Annotated in this window: 21 protein-coding genes and 2 pseudogenes; 4 read left to right on the top strand and 19 right to left on the bottom strand. The window is 39.2% G+C overall.

Annotated elements, in window-relative coordinates; genetic code table 11:
* Positions 1-32: 32 nt before the first annotated feature.
* On the top strand, positions 33-200 hold the full coding sequence (locus tag KP78_RS20310) for a hypothetical protein (RefSeq protein WP_162835594.1): 168 nt from the start codon (positions 33-35) through the stop codon (positions 198-200).
* A 531-nt stretch (positions 201-731) separates the two neighbouring features.
* Here the strand turns inward: KP78_RS20310 and KP78_RS12110 are convergent.
* From KP78_RS12110 to KP78_RS12100, 4 genes and pseudogenes are all read right to left on the bottom strand, one after another.
* On the bottom strand, positions 732-1,214 hold the full coding sequence (locus KP78_RS12110) for a CcdC family protein (protein ID WP_041089298.1): 483 nt from the start codon (positions 1,212-1,214) through the stop codon (positions 732-734).
* A 68-nt stretch (positions 1,215-1,282) separates the two neighbouring features.
* Complete coding sequence (locus KP78_RS19210) at positions 1,283-1,705, bottom strand: thioredoxin family protein (RefSeq protein ID WP_340140105.1); 423 nt, start codon at positions 1,703-1,705, stop codon at positions 1,283-1,285.
* A pseudogene (locus KP78_RS19205) lies at positions 1,666-1,981 on the bottom strand (response regulator); the annotation flags it as partial. The pseudogene KP78_RS19205 and the gene KP78_RS19210, both read right to left, overlap by 40 nt.
* Positions 1,982-2,107: 126 nt before the next feature.
* Entirely contained in the window at positions 2,108-2,815 is a 708-nt protein-coding gene (locus KP78_RS12100) for a cytochrome c biogenesis CcdA family protein (RefSeq protein ID WP_041089296.1), read from the bottom strand.
* A gap of 298 nt (positions 2,816-3,113) precedes the next feature.
* On the opposite strand from KP78_RS12100, the gene KP78_RS12095 reads away from it, so the two are divergent.
* The gene (locus KP78_RS12095) at positions 3,114-3,302 is read left to right on the top strand and encodes an aspartyl-phosphate phosphatase Spo0E family protein (protein ID WP_041089294.1); all 189 of its coding nucleotides are present in this window, start codon (positions 3,114-3,116) and stop codon (positions 3,300-3,302) included.
* 181 nt (positions 3,303-3,483) lie between these two features.
* On the opposite strand, the gene KP78_RS12090 is transcribed toward KP78_RS12095, so the two are convergent.
* Both KP78_RS12090 and KP78_RS12085 read right to left on the bottom strand, forming a co-directional pair.
* Complete coding sequence (locus KP78_RS12090; protein ID WP_041089292.1) at positions 3,484-5,283, bottom strand: ABC transporter ATP-binding protein; 1,800 nt, start codon at positions 5,281-5,283, stop codon at positions 3,484-3,486.
* Complete coding sequence (locus KP78_RS12085) at positions 5,280-7,037, bottom strand: ABC transporter transmembrane domain-containing protein (protein ID WP_041089291.1); 1,758 nt, start codon at positions 7,035-7,037, stop codon at positions 5,280-5,282. The genes KP78_RS12090 and KP78_RS12085 overlap by 4 nt, the downstream gene beginning before the upstream one ends.
* Positions 7,038-7,378: 341 nt before the next feature.
* On the opposite strand from KP78_RS12085, the gene KP78_RS12080 reads away from it, so the two are divergent.
* Entirely contained in the window at positions 7,379-7,702 is a 324-nt protein-coding gene (locus KP78_RS12080) for a hypothetical protein (protein WP_041089289.1), read from the top strand.
* Between the two features lie 72 nt (positions 7,703-7,774).
* Here KP78_RS12080 and KP78_RS12075 read toward each other — a convergent pair whose 3' ends face one another.
* The 12 genes and pseudogenes from KP78_RS12075 to yneA form a co-directional block, all read right to left on the bottom strand.
* Positions 7,775-8,095, bottom strand: coding sequence for a ribonuclease E inhibitor RraB (locus KP78_RS12075; protein ID WP_041089287.1), 321 nt, complete (start codon positions 8,093-8,095; stop codon positions 7,775-7,777).
* A gap of 316 nt (positions 8,096-8,411) precedes the next feature.
* The gene (locus KP78_RS12070) at positions 8,412-10,046 is read right to left on the bottom strand and encodes a glycoside hydrolase family 13 protein (protein ID WP_041089949.1); all 1,635 of its coding nucleotides are present in this window, start codon (positions 10,044-10,046) and stop codon (positions 8,412-8,414) included.
* 347 nt (positions 10,047-10,393) lie between these two features.
* Positions 10,394-10,729: a hypothetical protein gene (locus tag KP78_RS12065; protein WP_041089286.1), complete on the bottom strand. Its 336-nt coding sequence runs from the start codon at positions 10,727-10,729 to the stop codon at positions 10,394-10,396.
* 181 nt (positions 10,730-10,910) lie between these two features.
* Positions 10,911-11,314: pseudogene (locus KP78_RS20695) on the bottom strand (GNAT family N-acetyltransferase).
* A 114-nt stretch (positions 11,315-11,428) separates the two neighbouring features.
* Positions 11,429-11,800: an AEC family transporter gene (locus tag KP78_RS12055; protein ID WP_041089285.1), complete on the bottom strand. Its 372-nt coding sequence runs from the start codon at positions 11,798-11,800 to the stop codon at positions 11,429-11,431.
* The gene (locus tag KP78_RS19595) at positions 11,788-11,916 is read right to left on the bottom strand and encodes a hypothetical protein (protein WP_235420944.1); all 129 of its coding nucleotides are present in this window, start codon (positions 11,914-11,916) and stop codon (positions 11,788-11,790) included. The genes KP78_RS12055 and KP78_RS19595 overlap by 13 nt, the downstream gene beginning before the upstream one ends.
* Positions 11,917-12,098: 182 nt before the next feature.
* Positions 12,099-12,317: a YneF family protein gene (locus tag KP78_RS12050; RefSeq protein ID WP_041089283.1), complete on the bottom strand. Its 219-nt coding sequence runs from the start codon at positions 12,315-12,317 to the stop codon at positions 12,099-12,101.
* Between the two features lie 91 nt (positions 12,318-12,408).
* A complete protein-coding gene (locus KP78_RS12045) occupies positions 12,409-12,879 on the bottom strand; it encodes a GNAT family N-acetyltransferase (protein ID WP_052474782.1) in 471 nt (156 codons plus the stop codon).
* Between the two features lie 153 nt (positions 12,880-13,032).
* Complete coding sequence (gene tkt, locus KP78_RS12040) at positions 13,033-15,030, bottom strand: transketolase (protein WP_041089281.1); 1,998 nt, start codon at positions 15,028-15,030, stop codon at positions 13,033-13,035.
* A gap of 334 nt (positions 15,031-15,364) precedes the next feature.
* A complete protein-coding gene (locus KP78_RS12035) occupies positions 15,365-15,598 on the bottom strand; it encodes a DUF896 domain-containing protein (RefSeq protein WP_041089279.1) in 234 nt (77 codons plus the stop codon).
* 89 nt (positions 15,599-15,687) lie between these two features.
* The gene (locus KP78_RS12030; protein ID WP_041089947.1) at positions 15,688-16,332 is read right to left on the bottom strand and encodes a YneB family resolvase-like protein; all 645 of its coding nucleotides are present in this window, start codon (positions 16,330-16,332) and stop codon (positions 15,688-15,690) included.
* A 26-nt stretch (positions 16,333-16,358) separates the two neighbouring features.
* Positions 16,359-16,697, bottom strand: a complete 339-nt coding sequence (yneA, locus tag KP78_RS12025; RefSeq protein ID WP_052474781.1) for a cell division suppressor protein YneA — start codon at positions 16,695-16,697, stop codon at positions 16,359-16,361.
* A 165-nt stretch (positions 16,698-16,862) separates the two neighbouring features.
* Here yneA and lexA point away from each other — a divergent pair, with 165 nt between their 5' ends.
* Positions 16,863-17,483, top strand: coding sequence for a transcriptional repressor LexA (gene lexA, locus KP78_RS12020; protein ID WP_041089277.1), 621 nt, complete (start codon positions 16,863-16,865; stop codon positions 17,481-17,483).
* Between the two features lie 421 nt (positions 17,484-17,904).
* Here lexA and KP78_RS12015 read toward each other — a convergent pair whose 3' ends face one another.
* Positions 17,905-18,195, bottom strand: a complete 291-nt coding sequence (locus tag KP78_RS12015; protein WP_041089275.1) for a putative quinol monooxygenase — start codon at positions 18,193-18,195, stop codon at positions 17,905-17,907.
* Positions 18,196-18,597: the final 402 nt, after the last annotated feature.

Here is an 18,597-nt window from a genome sequence, read left to right as displayed (position 1 = left end):
TATAAAAATTGCTCCTCTTGGAGATTTAATACTTGCAGATATCACGAATTTTATTGTTAATTATCCTTATCATGCAGCTTATCACACTCATTAACGTCACCATTTTTCAAGGGGAATGGAATGGTATTGTTTTATTCTTACATACCGCGCTCTTCGTTACGGTATTAGCTTTTTATACAATGACAAAAAATGAAAAGTAGAAAATTAAGTTTATTCGTTCAATTTTCTTTAGCGCTAATTAAATTGCTTATCTGAATGAAAATGGGGTGCATTATATGTTTTCACCAAAAGCAAAAAAACAACCAATCATCATAAATACATAAATGACGATTACGATATAAGCAGTATAATCACAACTATTTCCAATATTCTTTTTTTACTTATTACTGCTGTAATTTTACACAGGAAAAGGTGGTTAATTTCATGACTAAACAGCAAAAACACCGCTCTACCCATACAAACGGTGTTTTTTGCTCCAAAATATTTTAGAGTAACAATAAAGCCATGTAACAATTAGGACCTCTTTATCACCAAAATGGCTCAGTATCTCTATTTTTAAACCGGTTCTTGCAATAAGAAAGCATACGGAAGCCTTGGTGTGAATCTGATTGAATCATTTAAATAGGCAAAAAGAAGCGTTAACGATTCGGAAATCCAAAATAGCTATTTACCTTTGACGCTTTCATTTTCTTCATAAAAAAAAGGCATCTCATATTGAGACTGCCCTTTTTTTATGCAAATTGCGATCGTTCGCTTGTTCGATTCTCAACTAAACGGCGATATTGCATATACATCGCCACTCTCCACGGTACAATCATACCAAACGCTAAAATCCAGAACATTCCACTTAGCTGACCGACTTCGATTGTGGAGCTAAGCATTAGCTTCATAATAACACGGATAACGAGCAGTCCAATTAAAATAAAGGGAAAAGCCTTGGACGGTTTCATGAAAATGTCGTCTCCACGCACTTCAAACTTCGAAGTTTTTATCAAGATAAGTGAAAAAAGCATTCCCACCGCAAGCGCTTCGATCACTTCCAGATAAGTGACATGAAAGTATGGAAAGATAAACATTAGTGCCCCTGTGCTCATAAAAATAGGCGGCAAAATGATTTTTTTAGCTGTTACTGGCCGCTTCGCTGCTTTCATGCGAACAATTAATACAGCAGTTCCCATGAAAATCGCTGCGATCGTCGTAAGCCATACGCTCATGCAGTCTCCACCTTTTTACGTTAATACGTTTATTATAGAGAAGTTACATCTGTTTTGAAACCCCGTTTTCATTCCTCAAAAATTTCTTGATACCGTATTATATCGTAGCGCAGCTTTTCCATTTGAACAAATCTCGCATGCCTTTCCACTTCTTTTCCCTCTACAGAAATGATCACAACAGGTGTAGTAAAAATTTGATATTGGCCAAATACTTCTTCTGATCCTTTAAGGTTCACAACCTTCATTTCTACATCAAGTTCTTTTACAAGCTCTTTTACTTTCGGCAATAGCGCATGGCACACCGAGCAATTTGGCTGCATAAAATACCCCACCGATAATGCTTTAGCTGAAATCCAGGTTTTCCAATCTTCTAAGGATACTGATGTGCTCATGAAGGTTCCTCCTTTTTTAAAAGCCGATTCCAGCATACGGAACCGGCCTGTTGATAGGCGTTGATCACTCGATTGATTGACTCTACTACACGCTCGCAATTGAAAGATTTTACGATAAAATACTAAGCGCCTGCTTGCTTCAATGACTATTTTTTGCTGGCCCATTACGGAGCAAATAATGATTTTTGCTTCGGAAAATTCAATCATGCTCGCTTTTGTTGCACGAATTCCATCCATTACAGACATGGTTATATCCATTGTCAATATGTCTGGTTGCAGTGCACGGTACTGTTCGATGGCCTCTTCTCCATTTTCAGCTTATCCAACTACTTTAAAGCTTGATTCATTCAGCATATTTCCAAGCGTCATTCTCATAAATTTCGCATCATTCACAATTAAAATTTTTCACAAACCTTTCATACTCCATTAGGCTGTATATTTTGATTATACACATGATCATAGAGTCTCTTAATAGGAATAGCATCTTTTATTAAAAATTGACTAAAACCCTTGAAATCCACCAAATATTGGCGTCAAAATTCGAATAATCCATGTCATCCCATCAAAGAAGAGCAGGACACCCATTGCGATCATGATCCAACCGCCAAATTTAACAATTTTAACATTATGACGTTTAATCCATCCAATTTTGCCAACGTAGAAGGAAAGCAAGAAGAACGGAATGGCGAACCCAAGAATATAGGCCATCATATACGGAAGACCGGAACCAGGGTTGTTGGCAATCATAAGTAAAACTGCACTTAAGATTGGTCCAATACATGGCGTCCAGCCAGCAGCAAAAGCAAGCCCAATCAGTACGGAGCCAAAATATCCAGCGGGTCTGTTTTTAAATTCATAGCGACGCTCTTTCATCAAAAACTGCGGATTAAAAATCCCTACGATCATTAAACCAAATACCACAATTAAAATGGCTCCAAGCTGGCGTATGATGTCCTGATATAAAAGAAAGAACTCACCAAGCCAGTTCGTCGAATAGCCAAGCGCCAAAAACACAAGAGAAAATCCTAGTAAAAAAAACAGTGTATGCAACAAGCTTCTGCGCTGAAGCATTCCGTTTTCATTGGCCAATTCCTTAACCGACATTCCTGTTATGTAGGATAGAAAAGCAGGATACAATGGCAAAACACATGGAGAGATGAAGCTTAAAAATCCCGCCCCAAAGGCAAAAAAGATATTAAAATCACCCATCTAATATACCTCCTTTTATTTCATAATTAGTTTATGTACACTATAAGAAGTTAATAGCGGATCATTCCTTTCCCCATTCTAACAAATATTCTTCACTGACTGAATGTATGGAAACCAAACTTTTTGTGACGCGACCCTAACAGGATAAAAGGGAAGATAGTTTTTTTAACAAAATGGAATTTTTTCTTTGAAATCTATAAGAATTTTTTGTATACTAGACTACAAGTTACAGTAATGACAAAAACTGTATGGGATACGAATATTCTATGTTTCTTTTCCCATCGAAAGGACCAACCAAATGGCCGACCAGTACGTACTACTGCGTGAAATTGAAAAAAAGAGACAAGTACTGATCTATGTTGTTGCCAGGGAAGGACTCAATTCGCCGAAAGCGGTTCAATATTCACAGGAGCTTGACGAGTTGCTGAATCGCTACGATCGCCTGTACCCCTATCATTCCGAGCGCTCAACGTACCTCGAGGCTTAACTACATTCTTCGGCGACTCCTATACTGATCCCATCTTAGCTTTATAAAATTGATTTTAGCAGCAGCACAGCCACTTCTCTACGGCTAATTGCTGCTCTTATTTATTCTTCCCCCTCTTTCTGCCAGCCATCTTGATTATTCACTGCAAAAAAGACCAATTCATAGTGAATTGGCCTTCCTATTATACTAATTCCTGATCATGCGACAATCCATTTTGAAGCAAATACATTTTATGATAGAGGCCTCTTTTAGCAAGTAGTTCCTGATGTGTCCCGCTTTCTACCACTTCACCATGGTGCAGCACCAAAATTTGCTCGGCATCCTGAATGGTTGATAGTCTATGGGCGATGGCAATCGTTGTTCTTCCTTTTCTCATGCGCTCCAAAGCCACTTGAATCGCCTCTTCGGTTTCCGTATCAATGTTTGCTGTTGCTTCATCTAAAATCAAAATCTTGGGGTTCGCAGCAATCGTCCGTGCAAAAGCAATCAGCTGCCGCTGTCCGCTGGAAAATGTAGAACCCCGTTCCACCACTCGCTGCTCATATTGATCCGGCAGCTTTTCTATAAAGGTATGCGCCTGCACGAATTCAGCTGCTTCTCTTAATTCCTGATCCGTAAGCTTATCATCATAGAGTCGGATATTACTTGAAATCGTACCATAGAACAAAAACGGATCCTGAAGCACCAGCCCCATTTTTTCTCTCAAAACATTCTTTTGGTAATACTTAATAGACTTTCCATCAATCAATATTTCACCTTGCTCGAACTCATAAAATCGCATGAGCAAATTGATAATTGAGCTTTTCCCGCTGCCCGTATGACCAACAAGCGCTACGGTTTCACCTGGGCGGGCACGGAAGGAAATATTTTTCAAAACATTCTGCTTTCCATCATAGGAAAACGTCACATTTCGGAATTCGATTTCCCCTTTTTCGATTGTATGGCTGCAGGACTCCGATTGACTCGGCGCCAGCTCTTTTTCATCCAGCAGTTTAAAGACACGTGAAGCTGCCACAATTGCCTGCTGGAAGATTGATAACCGCTGCATCACTTGGTTAATCGGCTCAAAAAAGCGATCCAAATAGTTAATAAAAGCGTATAAAACGCCGATCTCTACTCCACCAGCTGCATCAAAGGACGTAATACCAAAAAAGCTGAGAACCATCATCAGCGCCAAAATATAGACCATGTCAATCGCAGGTCTTAACAGCAGCCCATCAATTTTGATATTTCGCATACCGGCATTGTAGTGCTTTTCGTTCGTTTCTCCGAACTCACTCTGCATGCGCTGCTCCTGACGGAATGCCTGGACCATCCCCATACCGGACAATGATTCCGCAAGCTTCGCGTTCAGCTCGCTTAGCCGTTCACGCAAATCCTGATAAAATACCGCACTGTATGTACGATAGGCTTTCATAATGAAAAAAATAATTGGCAGAATCAATAAACAAATGAGCGCCAATCGTACATTTAAAATAAACATGGCACTAAAAATCCCCACAAGTAGAAAAGCACTCTGAATAAATCCGGCCAAAACGCTGACAAACATCTCTTTAATCGCTTCTGTATCATTTGTCACACGGGACACAATGGATCCTGCAGGCGTTTTATCAAAATAGCGCATGCCCAGAGACTGTACGCGTGAAAAGACATCTACGCGTAGCTGTTGAATAATTTTCAAGGCTATTTCCTGAAATTTCATCAGCTGAAAATAGGTAATAAAGACATTTCCCACCTGAATCACAATATAGGCAGCTGCAAGTCCCATAAGCGGCTCATAAGGGAAGGACCTCAGCGTCAAAAAATCATCAATAAACACTTTTATCAAAATCGGGCCAACAACATCACCGATCGTCATTAAAATTAACAAGAAAAAGGCAAATCCAATTTGTTTTTTAAACGGGGCCGTATAGGTTAACAAACGAGTCAATACAAGCCACTGATCTTTTCCGGATAAAACCGTCTGCTTTTCTTCACTCATTTCGTTTGCCCTCCTTGCTCCACAAGCTCCTCTAGCTGCTGCCTAACGTACATCTCATAATACCAGCCTTGCTTTTCCATTAACTCCTCATGCGTTCCAAGCTCGACTAACTCCCCATTATCCAGCACAATAATCTGCTGTGCATGCTGAATTGCACTAAGTCTGTGGGAGGTGATAATCGTTGTTTTTCCCTCTCTCGTTTCCTTTAGGGTCGAAAGAATGGCTTCTTCTGTTTTTGCATCAACGGCCGATAACGAATCATCCAAAAGGAGTACTTCAGGATCCATCAGGATGGCCCGTGCAATCGAAATCCGCTGCTTTTGCCCGCCTGACAGCGAAACACCGCGCTCACCAACGATGGTCTTATAGCCTTCTGTAAATCCAAGAATATCCTCATGAACTTGAGCAATTCGCGCTGCTTCCTCTACCTTTTCCTGGGAGATTGTCGGATCTGTAAACGCAATATTTTCACGGATGGATGCAGAAAACAAGAAATGATCCTGCGGCACATAGCCAATCGATTTGCGCAATGCTTTTAGTGAATAATCATCAATGGAATGCCCTCCAAATTCAACGCGGCCATCGTAGCCGTCAAATTCACGCATTAACAGTTTTAGGATCGTTGTTTTCCCAGCTCCTGTTCGCCCGATAACCCCAAGTGTATCCCCTCGCTTAATGGTGAACGAGACATTTTCTAAAGACACTGCTTCATCGCCTGGAAAAGAAAAGCGCTTTATGGCAAATATAATATCACCTGAAGGCGGTGTTTCCAGTGCACCTGTTTTCTCGCGGATATCCACCGAATGACTAAGGAGCTGCTCTACACGCTCATAAGATGCACGGCCTCGTTCCACGATATTAAACAGCCAGCCAACCGCAAGCATTGGCCACACAAGTAGTCCTAAATACGTGGTAAAGGAGATCATCTGTCCAATGGTTAAATCATCCGCAATCACCATTCTTGCCCCGAAAAAGATGGATAGGAAAAAGGATGCTCCGACGATCAGCGAGATGGTTGGGTCAAAAAGAGAATCAATTCTTGCTACCGCAACATTCTTTTTTACTACATCGGCGGATAAATCACGGAAGGAAGCAATATCTTCTTTTTCCTGGCCAAAGGTTTTAATAACCTTTATGCCTGAAATGCTTTCCTGTGATTTATCATTTAAATCTGAAAACGCCTCCTGTGCCGCACCAAATCTTTTATGTAAAAGTGTCCCATAATAGTTCGACGATAAAGCCATAATCGGCATGGGAATTAGGGCAATTAATGTTAGCTGCCAATCAATTAGAACAGCCATGGTAATCACCACAAACAAACCGGTTGCAAGCGAATCTACAAGCGTCAGTACACCAACACCTGCCGTTTGCTGAATAGCAGATAAATCATTTGTCGCATGCGCCATCAAATCACCCACACGGCGCTTTTGATAAAACTGAGGTGACATCCTTGTAAAATGTTCGTACAGTCTGGCTCTCATCTGCCTTGCAAGCTTGACTGATGAGCCAAAAATCATAATCCTCCATATGTATCTAAGCACATACATTGCTACACCAGACGCTAGCAAAACCCCCATAAATTGTGCAAGACTCGAACCCGTTAGTGTATCCGTATCAATCGCATCCACTACACCCCCGATAAGCCACGGCGGCACAAGCTGCAGTGCAGCAACAACAAGCAAAACGGCGATTCCAATCAAATACGCCTTTTTCTCCTGCTTAAAAAACCACATCAAATAGCCAAAAACCCTCATGCTTTCACCCTTTCATAACCCAAGCATTCCCTTTGTTGAAAATATCTCTTTGCCGTAATCCACCAGAGAATTTATAACATTTAATTAGAAAAAAACGGATAATATCGATCATATCGTACCAAATATTCTCAGTAGAGGAAAGCGTTATTTTTTCGGAAGGAATATAAAAAAGGCAAACAAAATAAATTAAATAAGAATACTCAACCAGCCTGGATAAGTCAGGCCAATCCCTCTATAAATGAATGAATATCATCTGAACATAAGCCTCTTTTCTCCTTGGTATTTTTATTCAATATCTACTATAATCAATTTTTAGCATTGCGTTGAAAAGAGGGATCCAGATGATTAAAGCAACTGGCATTGTTAGATTTTATTCAAGGGACATTTCTACTGCACAAAATGAAATTTATCTTCATGACAGCAATGTCAAAATAGAGGTCATTTCATGTTCAGAACCATTTATCTATCAAGAGAAACCATGTATTGAGGTAAAAGCAAATTTCATCATTTTACTTGAGAGAAAACCATATTGTAAATCACTAGAGGATTATGCAGGTTTTGTATTTCCATTTATGAGAAGCAAGCTTCCTGTTGTTCTTAGCACGCAAACAGTAGATTTTGAGTATGTCCCTGAATACAGAACCTTAAAGCGACCATCTAATTAACAGCGTCTATTTAGGCGCAGGCAAATGATAGAATAAGAAAAAACGGCCGCTATCACTCGGCCGTTTGCTTTCTTAATCAACCATAATCCCCCATCCATCTGCCTGTCCTTCATATGGTCTGCATAAATCATCAAGCTTTTTCTGCATCGCGACAAGTTCTCCATGTTTTAGCTGCATTTTTTTCGAACAATAGCAGGTCCATTCATCTGTTTCATCGTCTTGCTCTAACTGCGCATTGTATCCATTATTTTTTAACACCTCTAAAACCATTTCGCCTTTTTTCTTATTAGGTACCGCGATAAAAAAGTCTACATTATGAGGCTTTTTGAAATTAATCCCTTCATTATAAAGTGTTTTTAAAACCTGTCCATCGGCATCGTTAGGGAATTTCATTGTTTAATCTCTCCTAGTCTTTTCATTTATTCTTGCATTTCTATCTTTCTTTCCATACTCAAATCCATACTACCTTGGAAATTCACGATGGTGAAAGACTATTTTTATCCATTATTTATTTGTGCACTATTTGTTTTCATTCTACTATATTGTCCTTAAAGAAAATACAATATCTGAGATGACGATAGATGCTTGATCAAGATGTTGTCTCTTTTCTCCACTGCTGTTAAAAAATGTCCTCCTTAAGGCACCCTCTACAAAAAAACACTTCTCCTGTTAATTACTTAACAGAAAAAGTGATTTCTCCCAATCATTCTTAAATCTGATAAATCCTTGCCTCATGCGGAAGCAAAATCGTTTTCTGTATAGATTTTTCACTGGTTACATCTTTATAGTTGGCAAGGATCAGCTGCTTCTTCTCCTCATTAAAGCCCTCCGGCAATACAAATTCACTCTTAGAATCAGAATGATTAAGCATGATGAGCCATCGCGTTCCCTCAAAGCTGCGCGTGTACACATAAAGACTTTCATCATCAGGAGATAAATCGTTGTAGTCGCCATAGATCATGACAGGATTTGTTTTACGTAATGCGATCAGTTTTTGATAGAAATAAAATACAGAGTTCGGATCTGCCAATGTTTCTTTTACATTGATTTTTTTGTAGTTTGGATTTACTTTAATCCATGGAGTTCCTGCCGTGAAGCCCGCTTGCTCCGAATCATCCCACTGAATGGGGGTACGTGAATTGTCACGGCTTAATAGTAAAAGGCTTTCAAAAACCTCCTGTGGATCACGTCCTTTTTCGATTTCTTCTTTATACTTATTTTTCATCGCAATGTCATTGTAATCATCTATGGAAGCAAAGCGAACACCGGTCATCCCAATTTCCTCACCTTGAAACACGTACGGGATGCCAGGCAGTGTATGGAGCATTGCGCCCAATAATTTCGCTGATTCAACCCGATACTCCTGATCATTCCCGTAGCGAGTTACCTGTCTTGTATGGTCATGGTTATTCATAAACTGTGAATTTGTTCCTCGACCTTTTAACCCTTCATACCAGCGGGTTTGTATTTCCTTGTATCGCACCATGTCCCAGGTCGGCATATCATCCGCCACTTCAAAATGGAATAGGGTATGGAGCTCATTACGATCCTCACCTACATAGAGCAAACCATCCTCAGGTGTGACAAACGGAATTTCTCCAACTGTCATAATGTCATAATGCTGCAGCACTTCACGATTCATTTCCTGCAGGTATTCATGAATGCCAGGGTTATTTCCAAGATAATTTATATTCGTTGGATTCTCCACATTCGGAAAACCCTTTAGCTTTGCAAGCAAATTGATGACATCTAAGCGGAATCCGTCAATTCCTTTATTAAGCCAAAAACGCATCATTTTATAAATTTCATGACGGACTTCTTCGTTTTCCCAATTCAAGTCAGGCTGCTCAACAGCAAAAGAATGCATATAATATTGTTCAGTTTTTTCATCATACTCCCAAACAGAGGGCGTAAAATAAGACCGCCAATTGTTTGGTTCTTTTCCATCTACTGAATCCTTCCAAATGTACCAATCACGTTTCGGATTATTCTTCGAAGAGCTCGATTCAATAAACCAAGGATGCTGATTGGATGTATGATTCACTACAAGGTCCATAATCAGCTTCATGCCACGCTCGTGAACAGCCTGTAACAAGCGCTCCCACGTCTCCATGTTCCCGGCCTTTTCCATTATGCTAGTATAATTTGAAATATCATAGCCATTATCAAAATCAGGAGATTCATAGCATGGATTTAACCAAATGACATCAACGCCCAACTCTTTAATATAATCAAGCTTCTCGATGACACCCTCAAGATCACCATAGCCATCTCCATTCGTATCATAAAAGCTGCGCCAGTACACCTGGTACACAACTGCTTCCTTCCACCATTTCTTCGTCAAAATAATCACCATTCTTTCTGCAGGTTATTTTTTCCGCATCGATTTCTTTTTTTAACAATAACCGCTATGTATTCAAAGTCGTGTAGGGCAAGAATTAAAACGCTTTCTTTTCTCCGCACACCGTTACCATGATTCAACTTGTATTTACAAGATAAATCATTCACCTTCTATATTACAATGATCCATCCGTTTAAGTCAGCAATCTTTTTTCGCAAAATAACGATTTAATAGAAAAACCACCTTCTCTGTTATTTGCCATCAGAAAAAGCTGGTTTTTGTGCGTACGGAGAATCCTATAAAGCAGACAAAATGGTGATGAAATCAATGAATCATTTATGATCAATAACCTATAAACTCGTATCCATTACTTCATACCTTCTTATTTCTGTATCCATGATCATTAATTGCCTTCCATCAAGAACATAATTGCCGCTTGCACTCTTTTTGAATTTCCCCCCGCCATCCTCAAGCTTATAGCGTTTAAAAATATAAATTTTTCTCCCTTTAGGATTTTGGATTATTTCAACGTGATGAAATTGATACGAACTCTTCTCTTCATCTTCTCGCTGATAATAAATAAAAAATTCAAAATCAAAATGATGAGAAAATGTATTAAGCTCCCTTTTGGCGATTTGATATTCTGGTGTGGTCATAATGGCCATCTCTTTATTTGATAAACTCATCCGAATTCCCCCTTCCCTGCAGCATGCTATATGTAGAGATGTCAAAAAATCAATGTAGGTGAACGTATTGATTCAAAGTCATGTATCATCTTATATCAACGATCTTCAGTTGACCACCCTTTTGGAAACAATCCAACTTCTTCGTCATTTAGCAAGGAACTGCCGTTATAAATCTTTAAAATCAGCTGCCCGATTTCATTTTATAATTTCTACTCATCATCCCAGTTGCCTTTAACATTCCTAGCTTTTCATAATAAGGCTGCAGGATCACATTACATATTAAATCAATCATATAGATTTTACCAAGTTTTTTTAGCATTCAATTCACCAACTCTTTGCCAATCCCTTTATTTTAATAGGCTGGTAAAACTTCCAGAAAAGGAATGTAAGCCGATAGAGCGCCGTCACTTACTGATGTACTAAAGCCAACCACTTGATTAGGTTTTTCATCAAATGCAAGAACTACTTTATCACTATCTTTTAACATCCTTAAATGTATTTCTGAATTTGGTGGATTCAACCAATCTACAAAAAACCCTCTAGCATTTCAGGTGAAATACCATCAAGCGAAAGCTTATACATCATCATCAATCATCTCCTAATTTTTTTACTTTCATTAAAAAGATGATATAGATCAAAAATAAAGTAACAATTATATAACCTCTGTGCTTACTTTGGTTTATCAATCGTTATTCAACACTAACTCTCAAATCCCTTTATTGAAATGAATATCAATTTAATGCCATCGGTCAATTTTTGAGAAGTGAGTTTATATTCTAAAAAAAGAACTGTTGAAAAATAAACAACGACTGCAACTGTTAAACTACTAAGAATTGTCGTCAACAGAACCGCCTGGGAAGCGTATTCTGGATAATTATTATATTCCAGTGCAAGAAGAGCACTGTTTCGGGACGTCGGAAATGAACTCGCTATAAATAGCGCCTGTGCAGTGATCCCTGATAATCCAAACAGAAAGATGATAAGTAAGGCGATTATCGGAGAAATAATCAAGCGACCCATAACGATCCAAAAAACAGGCTTGGATATACGAGTAATTTTCAAATAGGACACTTTAGCCATCCTCCCCGATCGATCACTTGGAAACCAACTAATAAAAATAAAAAGGTTGTGATCACATAACCAAGCGGTTCAAGAAGAAGAACGTATAGTACACTAGCAGCTAAAATGACTAAAGAAACGTTTATAATCGGGCTTACTCTCTTTCTTTTCCTGGTACTTGTCTATAGAGCGATCCAAAACTCCTCTATCACAACTTCAAACCCAAAAAAATACTCCTCTCTACTGTATTACTCAATAGAAAGAAGCATTTATTGTCGATATGAGGAAAAATAAACCCTATGGGAACGATTTATTTTTGTTGTTGTTTACTCATTGCGCTCATCATCTGATTGATCTTCTTTTGGGATGGTTTCATTCCCATTTGCATCATCATCATACGAAGCATCTGCTCATTAATTGGCGGGTTTTTCTTTAGATAGTTCATCATGTATTTTCTTGCGATGAAAAATCCAATTGCAATCCCTGCTAGCAATGCAACGGCAATTAGTACGTAAGCAAGCCAAGTCATGTGTTTCTTTCCTCCTTAATCTTTCTATATAAAAGTGTACAAGAACATGAAAGATTATACAATCTTTTCTTTCCTTTTGCGACACTTCTAATCATTCTTTTTCACTAGAAACGAGTTCCATCCGAAAAACAATCATATCTTTTCCATAAATGCCGTTTTCATATACGGGAGGATCATACTTAACAAAATAGTTCTGTTTAACGGCAGCCATTCGAAATCCCACTTTTTGATAAAAAATAAGATTGTCGATGCTGCTGTTCGCCGTGCCTACTTCAAGTGTTCGATAACCGCGATCCTTAGCTGTTTCTATGGCCACTTCAATCATCTGTCGGCCAAAACCTTTACCTCGCGCTTTATCTAGCAGCCCTATATTTTTTATTTCCAGCACTGCTGCATTTTGTGGGATAAGCAGCATCACACCGACCGGCTCTCCTGAATCCTCAAATACAAAAAGAAAGCCTTGCTCGGCATATTGCCGGACATCTTCATGAGCATCATCAGCTAAATACAAATATGGATGCCAGTATGCTTTATCCTCTGTAATTTCCCGGAACGTAAGCAAATCTATGGATCACCTCACAGAAAATAAAGCTGACAACAAGCGTTTAAATCTTATACATCTGGTCCAATTATGCGGACTGTCCGCTTTTCCAGTATGTAAACAATAAACGCTGTTGACAGCTTCATTCAATTAATTGTATTGTAAATTTCTTTTTTAGAGAATTGCTTTTAGTCTTGAAACGACATTGCTTACGCTGAATCCGTACTCTTCAAGAACGGTTGCTCCTGGTGCAGATGCGCCAAATGTCGTAATACCAAGCACATCTCCTTCATCCCCCGTGTAACGCTCCCAGCCAAGTGGAGTAGCCATTTCGATACCAAGGCGTTTTTTTACAGCTGGAGGAAGGACCGAGTCTTTGTATTCCTTCGACTGTTTTTCAAAACGATCCCATGAAGGCATCGATACAACCGCTACGTCAATATTTTCTTCTTTTAGCGCCTGCTGTGCTTCATAAGCAAGACCAACCTCAGAGCCTGTAGCTAAAAGTAGCGCATCCGGAGTTTCTTTTTGCGCAGGAGATACTACATATGCTCCTTTTTTCACGCCTTCATATGCATTTTTGTCTGTGTCAGGCAGTGTTTTTAGGTTTTGACGAGTTAATACCAGCACAGTTGGATGATCAGTCGCTTCAAGAGACAATCTCCAAGCTGCTGCTGTTTCATTTCCATCTGCAGGACGCACAACAGACAGGTTAGGCATTGCGCGAAGTGCTGGAAGTTGTTCAACTGGTTCATGTGTCGGGCCGTCTTCACCAACCGCAATGCTGTCATGTGTGAACACATAAGTTACAGGAAGTCCCATTAGAGCAGATAAACGGACTGCAGGACGAACATAATCACTAAATACGAAGAATGTTCCTCCGTATACATTTACGCCTCCGTGAAGCGCCATACCATTTAGGGCAGCACCCATAGCGAATTCACGCACACCAAACCAGATATTGCGACCTGCTGGTGTTTCTGCTGTGAAGTCTCCTTCTTCCTTCATCATCGTGTTATTCGAGCCTGCAAGGTCAGCAGAGCCTCCAAATAATGTAGGAACAGATTTTGCCAATGCATTCACTGCTTCACCGGATGATGCTCGGCTTGCCAGGCTCTTTCCTTCTTCATAGACAGGAAGAGTTTGTTCCCATCCTTCAGGGAGAGTGCCGTTAATTGCAGCTAAAAGGTCAGAAGCAAGCTCTGGATATGCAGAACGGTAGGCTTCGAAGCGATCATTCCACGCCTTCTCTTCTTTTGAACCATTTTCTTGTGCAAATTCAGCAAAACGCTCATACACTTCGCTTGGAACGTGGAACGCTTCTTCATATGCCCACTTATAGGCTTCTTTAGTAAGGACGGTTTCAGCAGATCCAAGCGGTGCCCCGTGTACTTTCGAAGTGCCTGCATTACTTGAGCCGAATCCGATCACTGTTTTAATTTCAATCATCGTCGGACGAGTTTTGTCCTCTTTTGCTGCTTTAATTGCATCTGCAACCTCACCAACATCATTTCCATCATTGACACGGATGTATTGCCAGTTATAAGATTCAAAACGCTTTTGAACACTTTCAGAGAAAGAACGATCTAAATCTCCATCAAGTGAAATATCGTTGGAATCATACAATACAACAAGCTTGTCCAGCTTTAAGTGACCTGCTAGTGAAGCAGCTTCAGCAGAAACTCCTTCCATTAAGTCCCCATCACCACACAATGTATATGTATAATGATCAACAATATCATGCCCTTCACGGTTGAATTTAGCAGCTAAATGGCGTTCCGCCATCGCCATACCAACAGCCATTCCAACTCCTTGTCCTAGTGGACCTGTTGTTGCTTCTACACCAGCTGTATGTTTATACTCAGGGTGTCCAGGTGTTTTAGATCCCCATTGACGGAAGTTTTTAATTTCCTCCATGGGTAAATCGTAACCTGATAAGTGAAGCAGACTGTATAAAAGCATTGAGCCGTGTCCAGCAGAAAGAACAAAACGATCACGGTTAAACCACTCAGGATTTTTAGGATTATGATTCATAAAACGAGTCCATAGTGTATAAGCAAATGGAGCTGCACCCATTGGAAGTCCCGGGTGGCCGGAGTTCGCTTTATCAATTGCATCAATTGATAACGTACGAATTGTATTGATCGCTAGCTGGTCTTTTGCGTTGAACATTAAAAACATCCTCTCTAAACATCATAAATACTTTTTCTATTGTACGTAAAATAGACAAGATGTACAAACATCTTATCTTTTCACTATACCCAATGCACTGCGTAAAAATCCAGAGTAAATTAAGGAAATAATCAAAATTTATATTGATTTAACAAATATTCATTCACATAATCATCATGAAAGCTCAATCTTCATTCGAACGGCTTGAAAAACCCTTAATTACCAACCGTGCAAATTGTCGTCCTCTATGCTTTAGGTATAAAAAAAGAAGCCTTCAGAATAAGACTTCTTTTTTAAAGCTATAGAGGCTAGGCTTTGGTGAGCCTTTAAGAACTTAATGAAGTCGATTACTTTTTTGCACTTCACGCAATTTTTTCGGGGTAACCTCTTCACCATTTGGATCAAACACTCTTACACCTTCTATCGTTTGCTTCATTGATCCTCTAAAAGCAGCTAGATACTCCTGTCGTAACGATTGCTGTTCTATTATTTCTTCATTAGACAAACCCTCTGTCTTTGATTTAGCTGATAATACATTAATACGATCCATTTTTTCTTTCGGTAACATAAAATTACGTCCTTTCTGCCGATGATTAATCGACTATACGTACCGACATCGTACTAAAAATATTCAAGCATGACAAGGAAACTGCCTATTTATTCGTTTAACTTAATATACTCTCGATAACGACGGTGAACGGTTGCTTTTGACACATCATGCCCTAAGCCTCGCAATGTGGCTGCAATATCATGAAAGGTCAACCCGCTTTTTCGCAGGCGCAAAATCTCCTGGACAGGTACTTCAATTTTATCCCGTCCATCTTTGTTTCCGCGGTTTTTCAAATTTCTTTCTGGTCGATAGCCTCTTTCAACCGCTCTCTTCATTCCTCGCTTTATTTTTAAGTTATGAAGCTTACGCTGGTGCTCCTCAACCATACTTACGATTTGAAGTATCATAGAGTCCGATTCTGAAAGCTCAAGCTCCCCATCGTGACTGACTGTAAAAATACGAACATGTTCTTTCATAAACGTATGAATAAGTGCAATTTTGGTATTTCCTCTGCCTATTCTGGTTTCATCTTGAATTAATATTCCTTCTATTTCTTGTTCTCGCACTGTATCTAGCATCGTAAATATTCCTTCTCGCTCTAAATCATATCCGCTTGCCTGCTCGCGAATAATGTCCACGACCGAAAATTGATTCCGCTCTGCAAGGGCGAGAAGCTCTTCTTCCTGTCTCTGCAACGAAGACTCCTGTGCTTCTTTTTCTGTACTAACGCGACAATAAATAATCACGTTCATTTCCTTCACCCTTCCATCCAAACGCATTAGTTATCTGACGCCAGCTCGATCCCATCATTAATATAACGGAATTCGTTTGAATCTGTAATTGAGATGGGAAGCATCAGCTGTTCTCCTGATAAAATTTTGTAGGATGACAGATTGTTATTTTCTGTTACCCACTCAATAAATTGAATTTCTGTCATAGATAGATCGTCAGCGTATTGTCTTGATAGGCTCCATAAAGAGTCACCGTCTTTAATCTCTACTTGTATATATGTACTTTCAGCGTCTTCTGACAAGGAAACGACTAAATATACCCCAAAAACAAAGGTAATAGCAATAAATAAAATAACAAATGAATATTTTCTCCACAAAGTTGGCATGTTACAATCCCCCCATCGAATGTGTGTTCGTGTTTTCTGTTTTAAGTATAAACCGAACATTTGTTTCGGGTCAAGTGAAAAATTCGAACTTATGTTTGTATTTTTAAAAATCACATGCTATACTAACGGTAAGATTTGGAGACTAGAAAAGAGAGAGGTGCTCCCATGAAGAAATTATCAAAAAGACAGCTTGATATACTCGATTTTATCAAGCAGGAAGTTCGTGAAAAAGGATACCCTCCTTCCGTACGAGAAATCGGAATGGCTGTTGGATTAGCTTCCAGCTCAACCGTACACGGTCACCTTGCTCGTTTGGAAAGTAAAGGCCTTATTCGCCGTGATCCTACGAAGCCACGTGCCATCGAAGTGCTAAACCTTGACGCAGACCATATCCCAACACAAAATGTTGTGAATGTTCCTTTAGTTGGTAAAGTTACAGCAGGCTCGCCGATTACAGCGATTGAAAATGTTGAAGAGTATTTTCCTCTACCTGAGCGTCTTGCTTCATCTGATGATAATGTGTTTATGCTTGAAATTATGGGAGATTCCATGATTGAAGCTGGGATTCTTGATGGTGACTTTGTTATCGTGCGACAGCAGCAGTCTGCAAATAACGGAGATATTGTTGTAGCCATGACGGAGGATGAAGAAGCAACTGTTAAACGGTTCTTTAAAGAACAAAACTATTTCCGATTGCAGCCTGAGAACTCTTCTATGGCACCAATCATATTGAAGAATGTTAGTATACTAGGGAAAGTCATCGGCGTTTATCGCCAGGTTCACTAACGAATCGAAAAGCCGGCATATTGCCGGTTTTTCACTCTGTCTAACTCTACGCAGTTTGTCCACTTTCTATTCCTACTTACAGAAAAACAGCGATGTCTTTTTTCCTCTTTCTCTGCAGCCACTTAATTTCTCTTCACGACAGATTACTCTTTATTTCGTCCCACTCCATTTTGTTATAAATCATCGTTTATAATCATTGTTCATACATTGAGAATCACGAATAATATTTTTCTTTTTCCATATGGTGCGCTTCCTTTTTTGCCTTTAAGGAGAATAAGAAGGATTAACAGGCATTATAACAGGTCTACCTAAAAGAGAATTTTGATTGTTTTAGCATTATTTTTTTAAAACCTAAAAAACCCTTAGCCATTATTTGCTAAGGGTTTTACTTTTCTTTATAAAGGCTCGTTCTGTTATTTCTTTACTCAACCAGCGTAAACACTTCTCTTTCACGTTTTTCTAATAAAGGAATAACTTTACCTTCAATAATTTCTTTGAAATGTGGGGTTTCACGATGAGCCTCGAGTGCTGCTTCGTCAATATATTGTTCATAAAGTAAAAATGCGTCCTGATCATCTACTGAACGATTCGCCAAATAAACAGTACAACCCTTTTCGTGTTCTTCTACATATGGTTTTATTTCGTTTAAGTAGGACTGTACTTCATCCCCTTTTCCCAGCTTACACTGATACTTTGCAACCAATACGATCATCTGCATTTCCTCCTTACATAGTTAATAACTCTATTTTATCTCTTGTATGTTTGATTTTGCACGTCATATGTTTGACATTTCCTAAAATAAAATCCCTAAGATGAGATGTAGGTTTAATAGAATATCTTCGAACCTACTTCAAAAAATTCAGCTATTTCTCTCCCGGCATTATACATAGTCTAGTTTTACTTTCAGTTATCTCAATTCTTTTTTTCTATTGAGTTGCTCCACTATATCATTATAAATACATAGTTTATCCTCTCCATTTTTCCTCGTTACACCCGGTGACTATTGTTATCAATTCCACTTGTAAAATAGGGTAGGAATATTTTTGACTCTCTATTCAATTTTGTCTAACCGGAAGAAAAATTGGGTATTAAAAATTATGATACGGGAGGAGGA

It is taken from the genome of Jeotgalibacillus soli, assembly GCF_000829435.1.
Classification (GTDB): domain Bacteria; phylum Bacillota; class Bacilli; order Bacillales; family Jeotgalibacillaceae; genus Jeotgalibacillus; species Jeotgalibacillus soli.
Note: the sequence above shows the minus strand (reverse complement) of the source record. Positions and strands in the feature narration are given on the sequence as shown.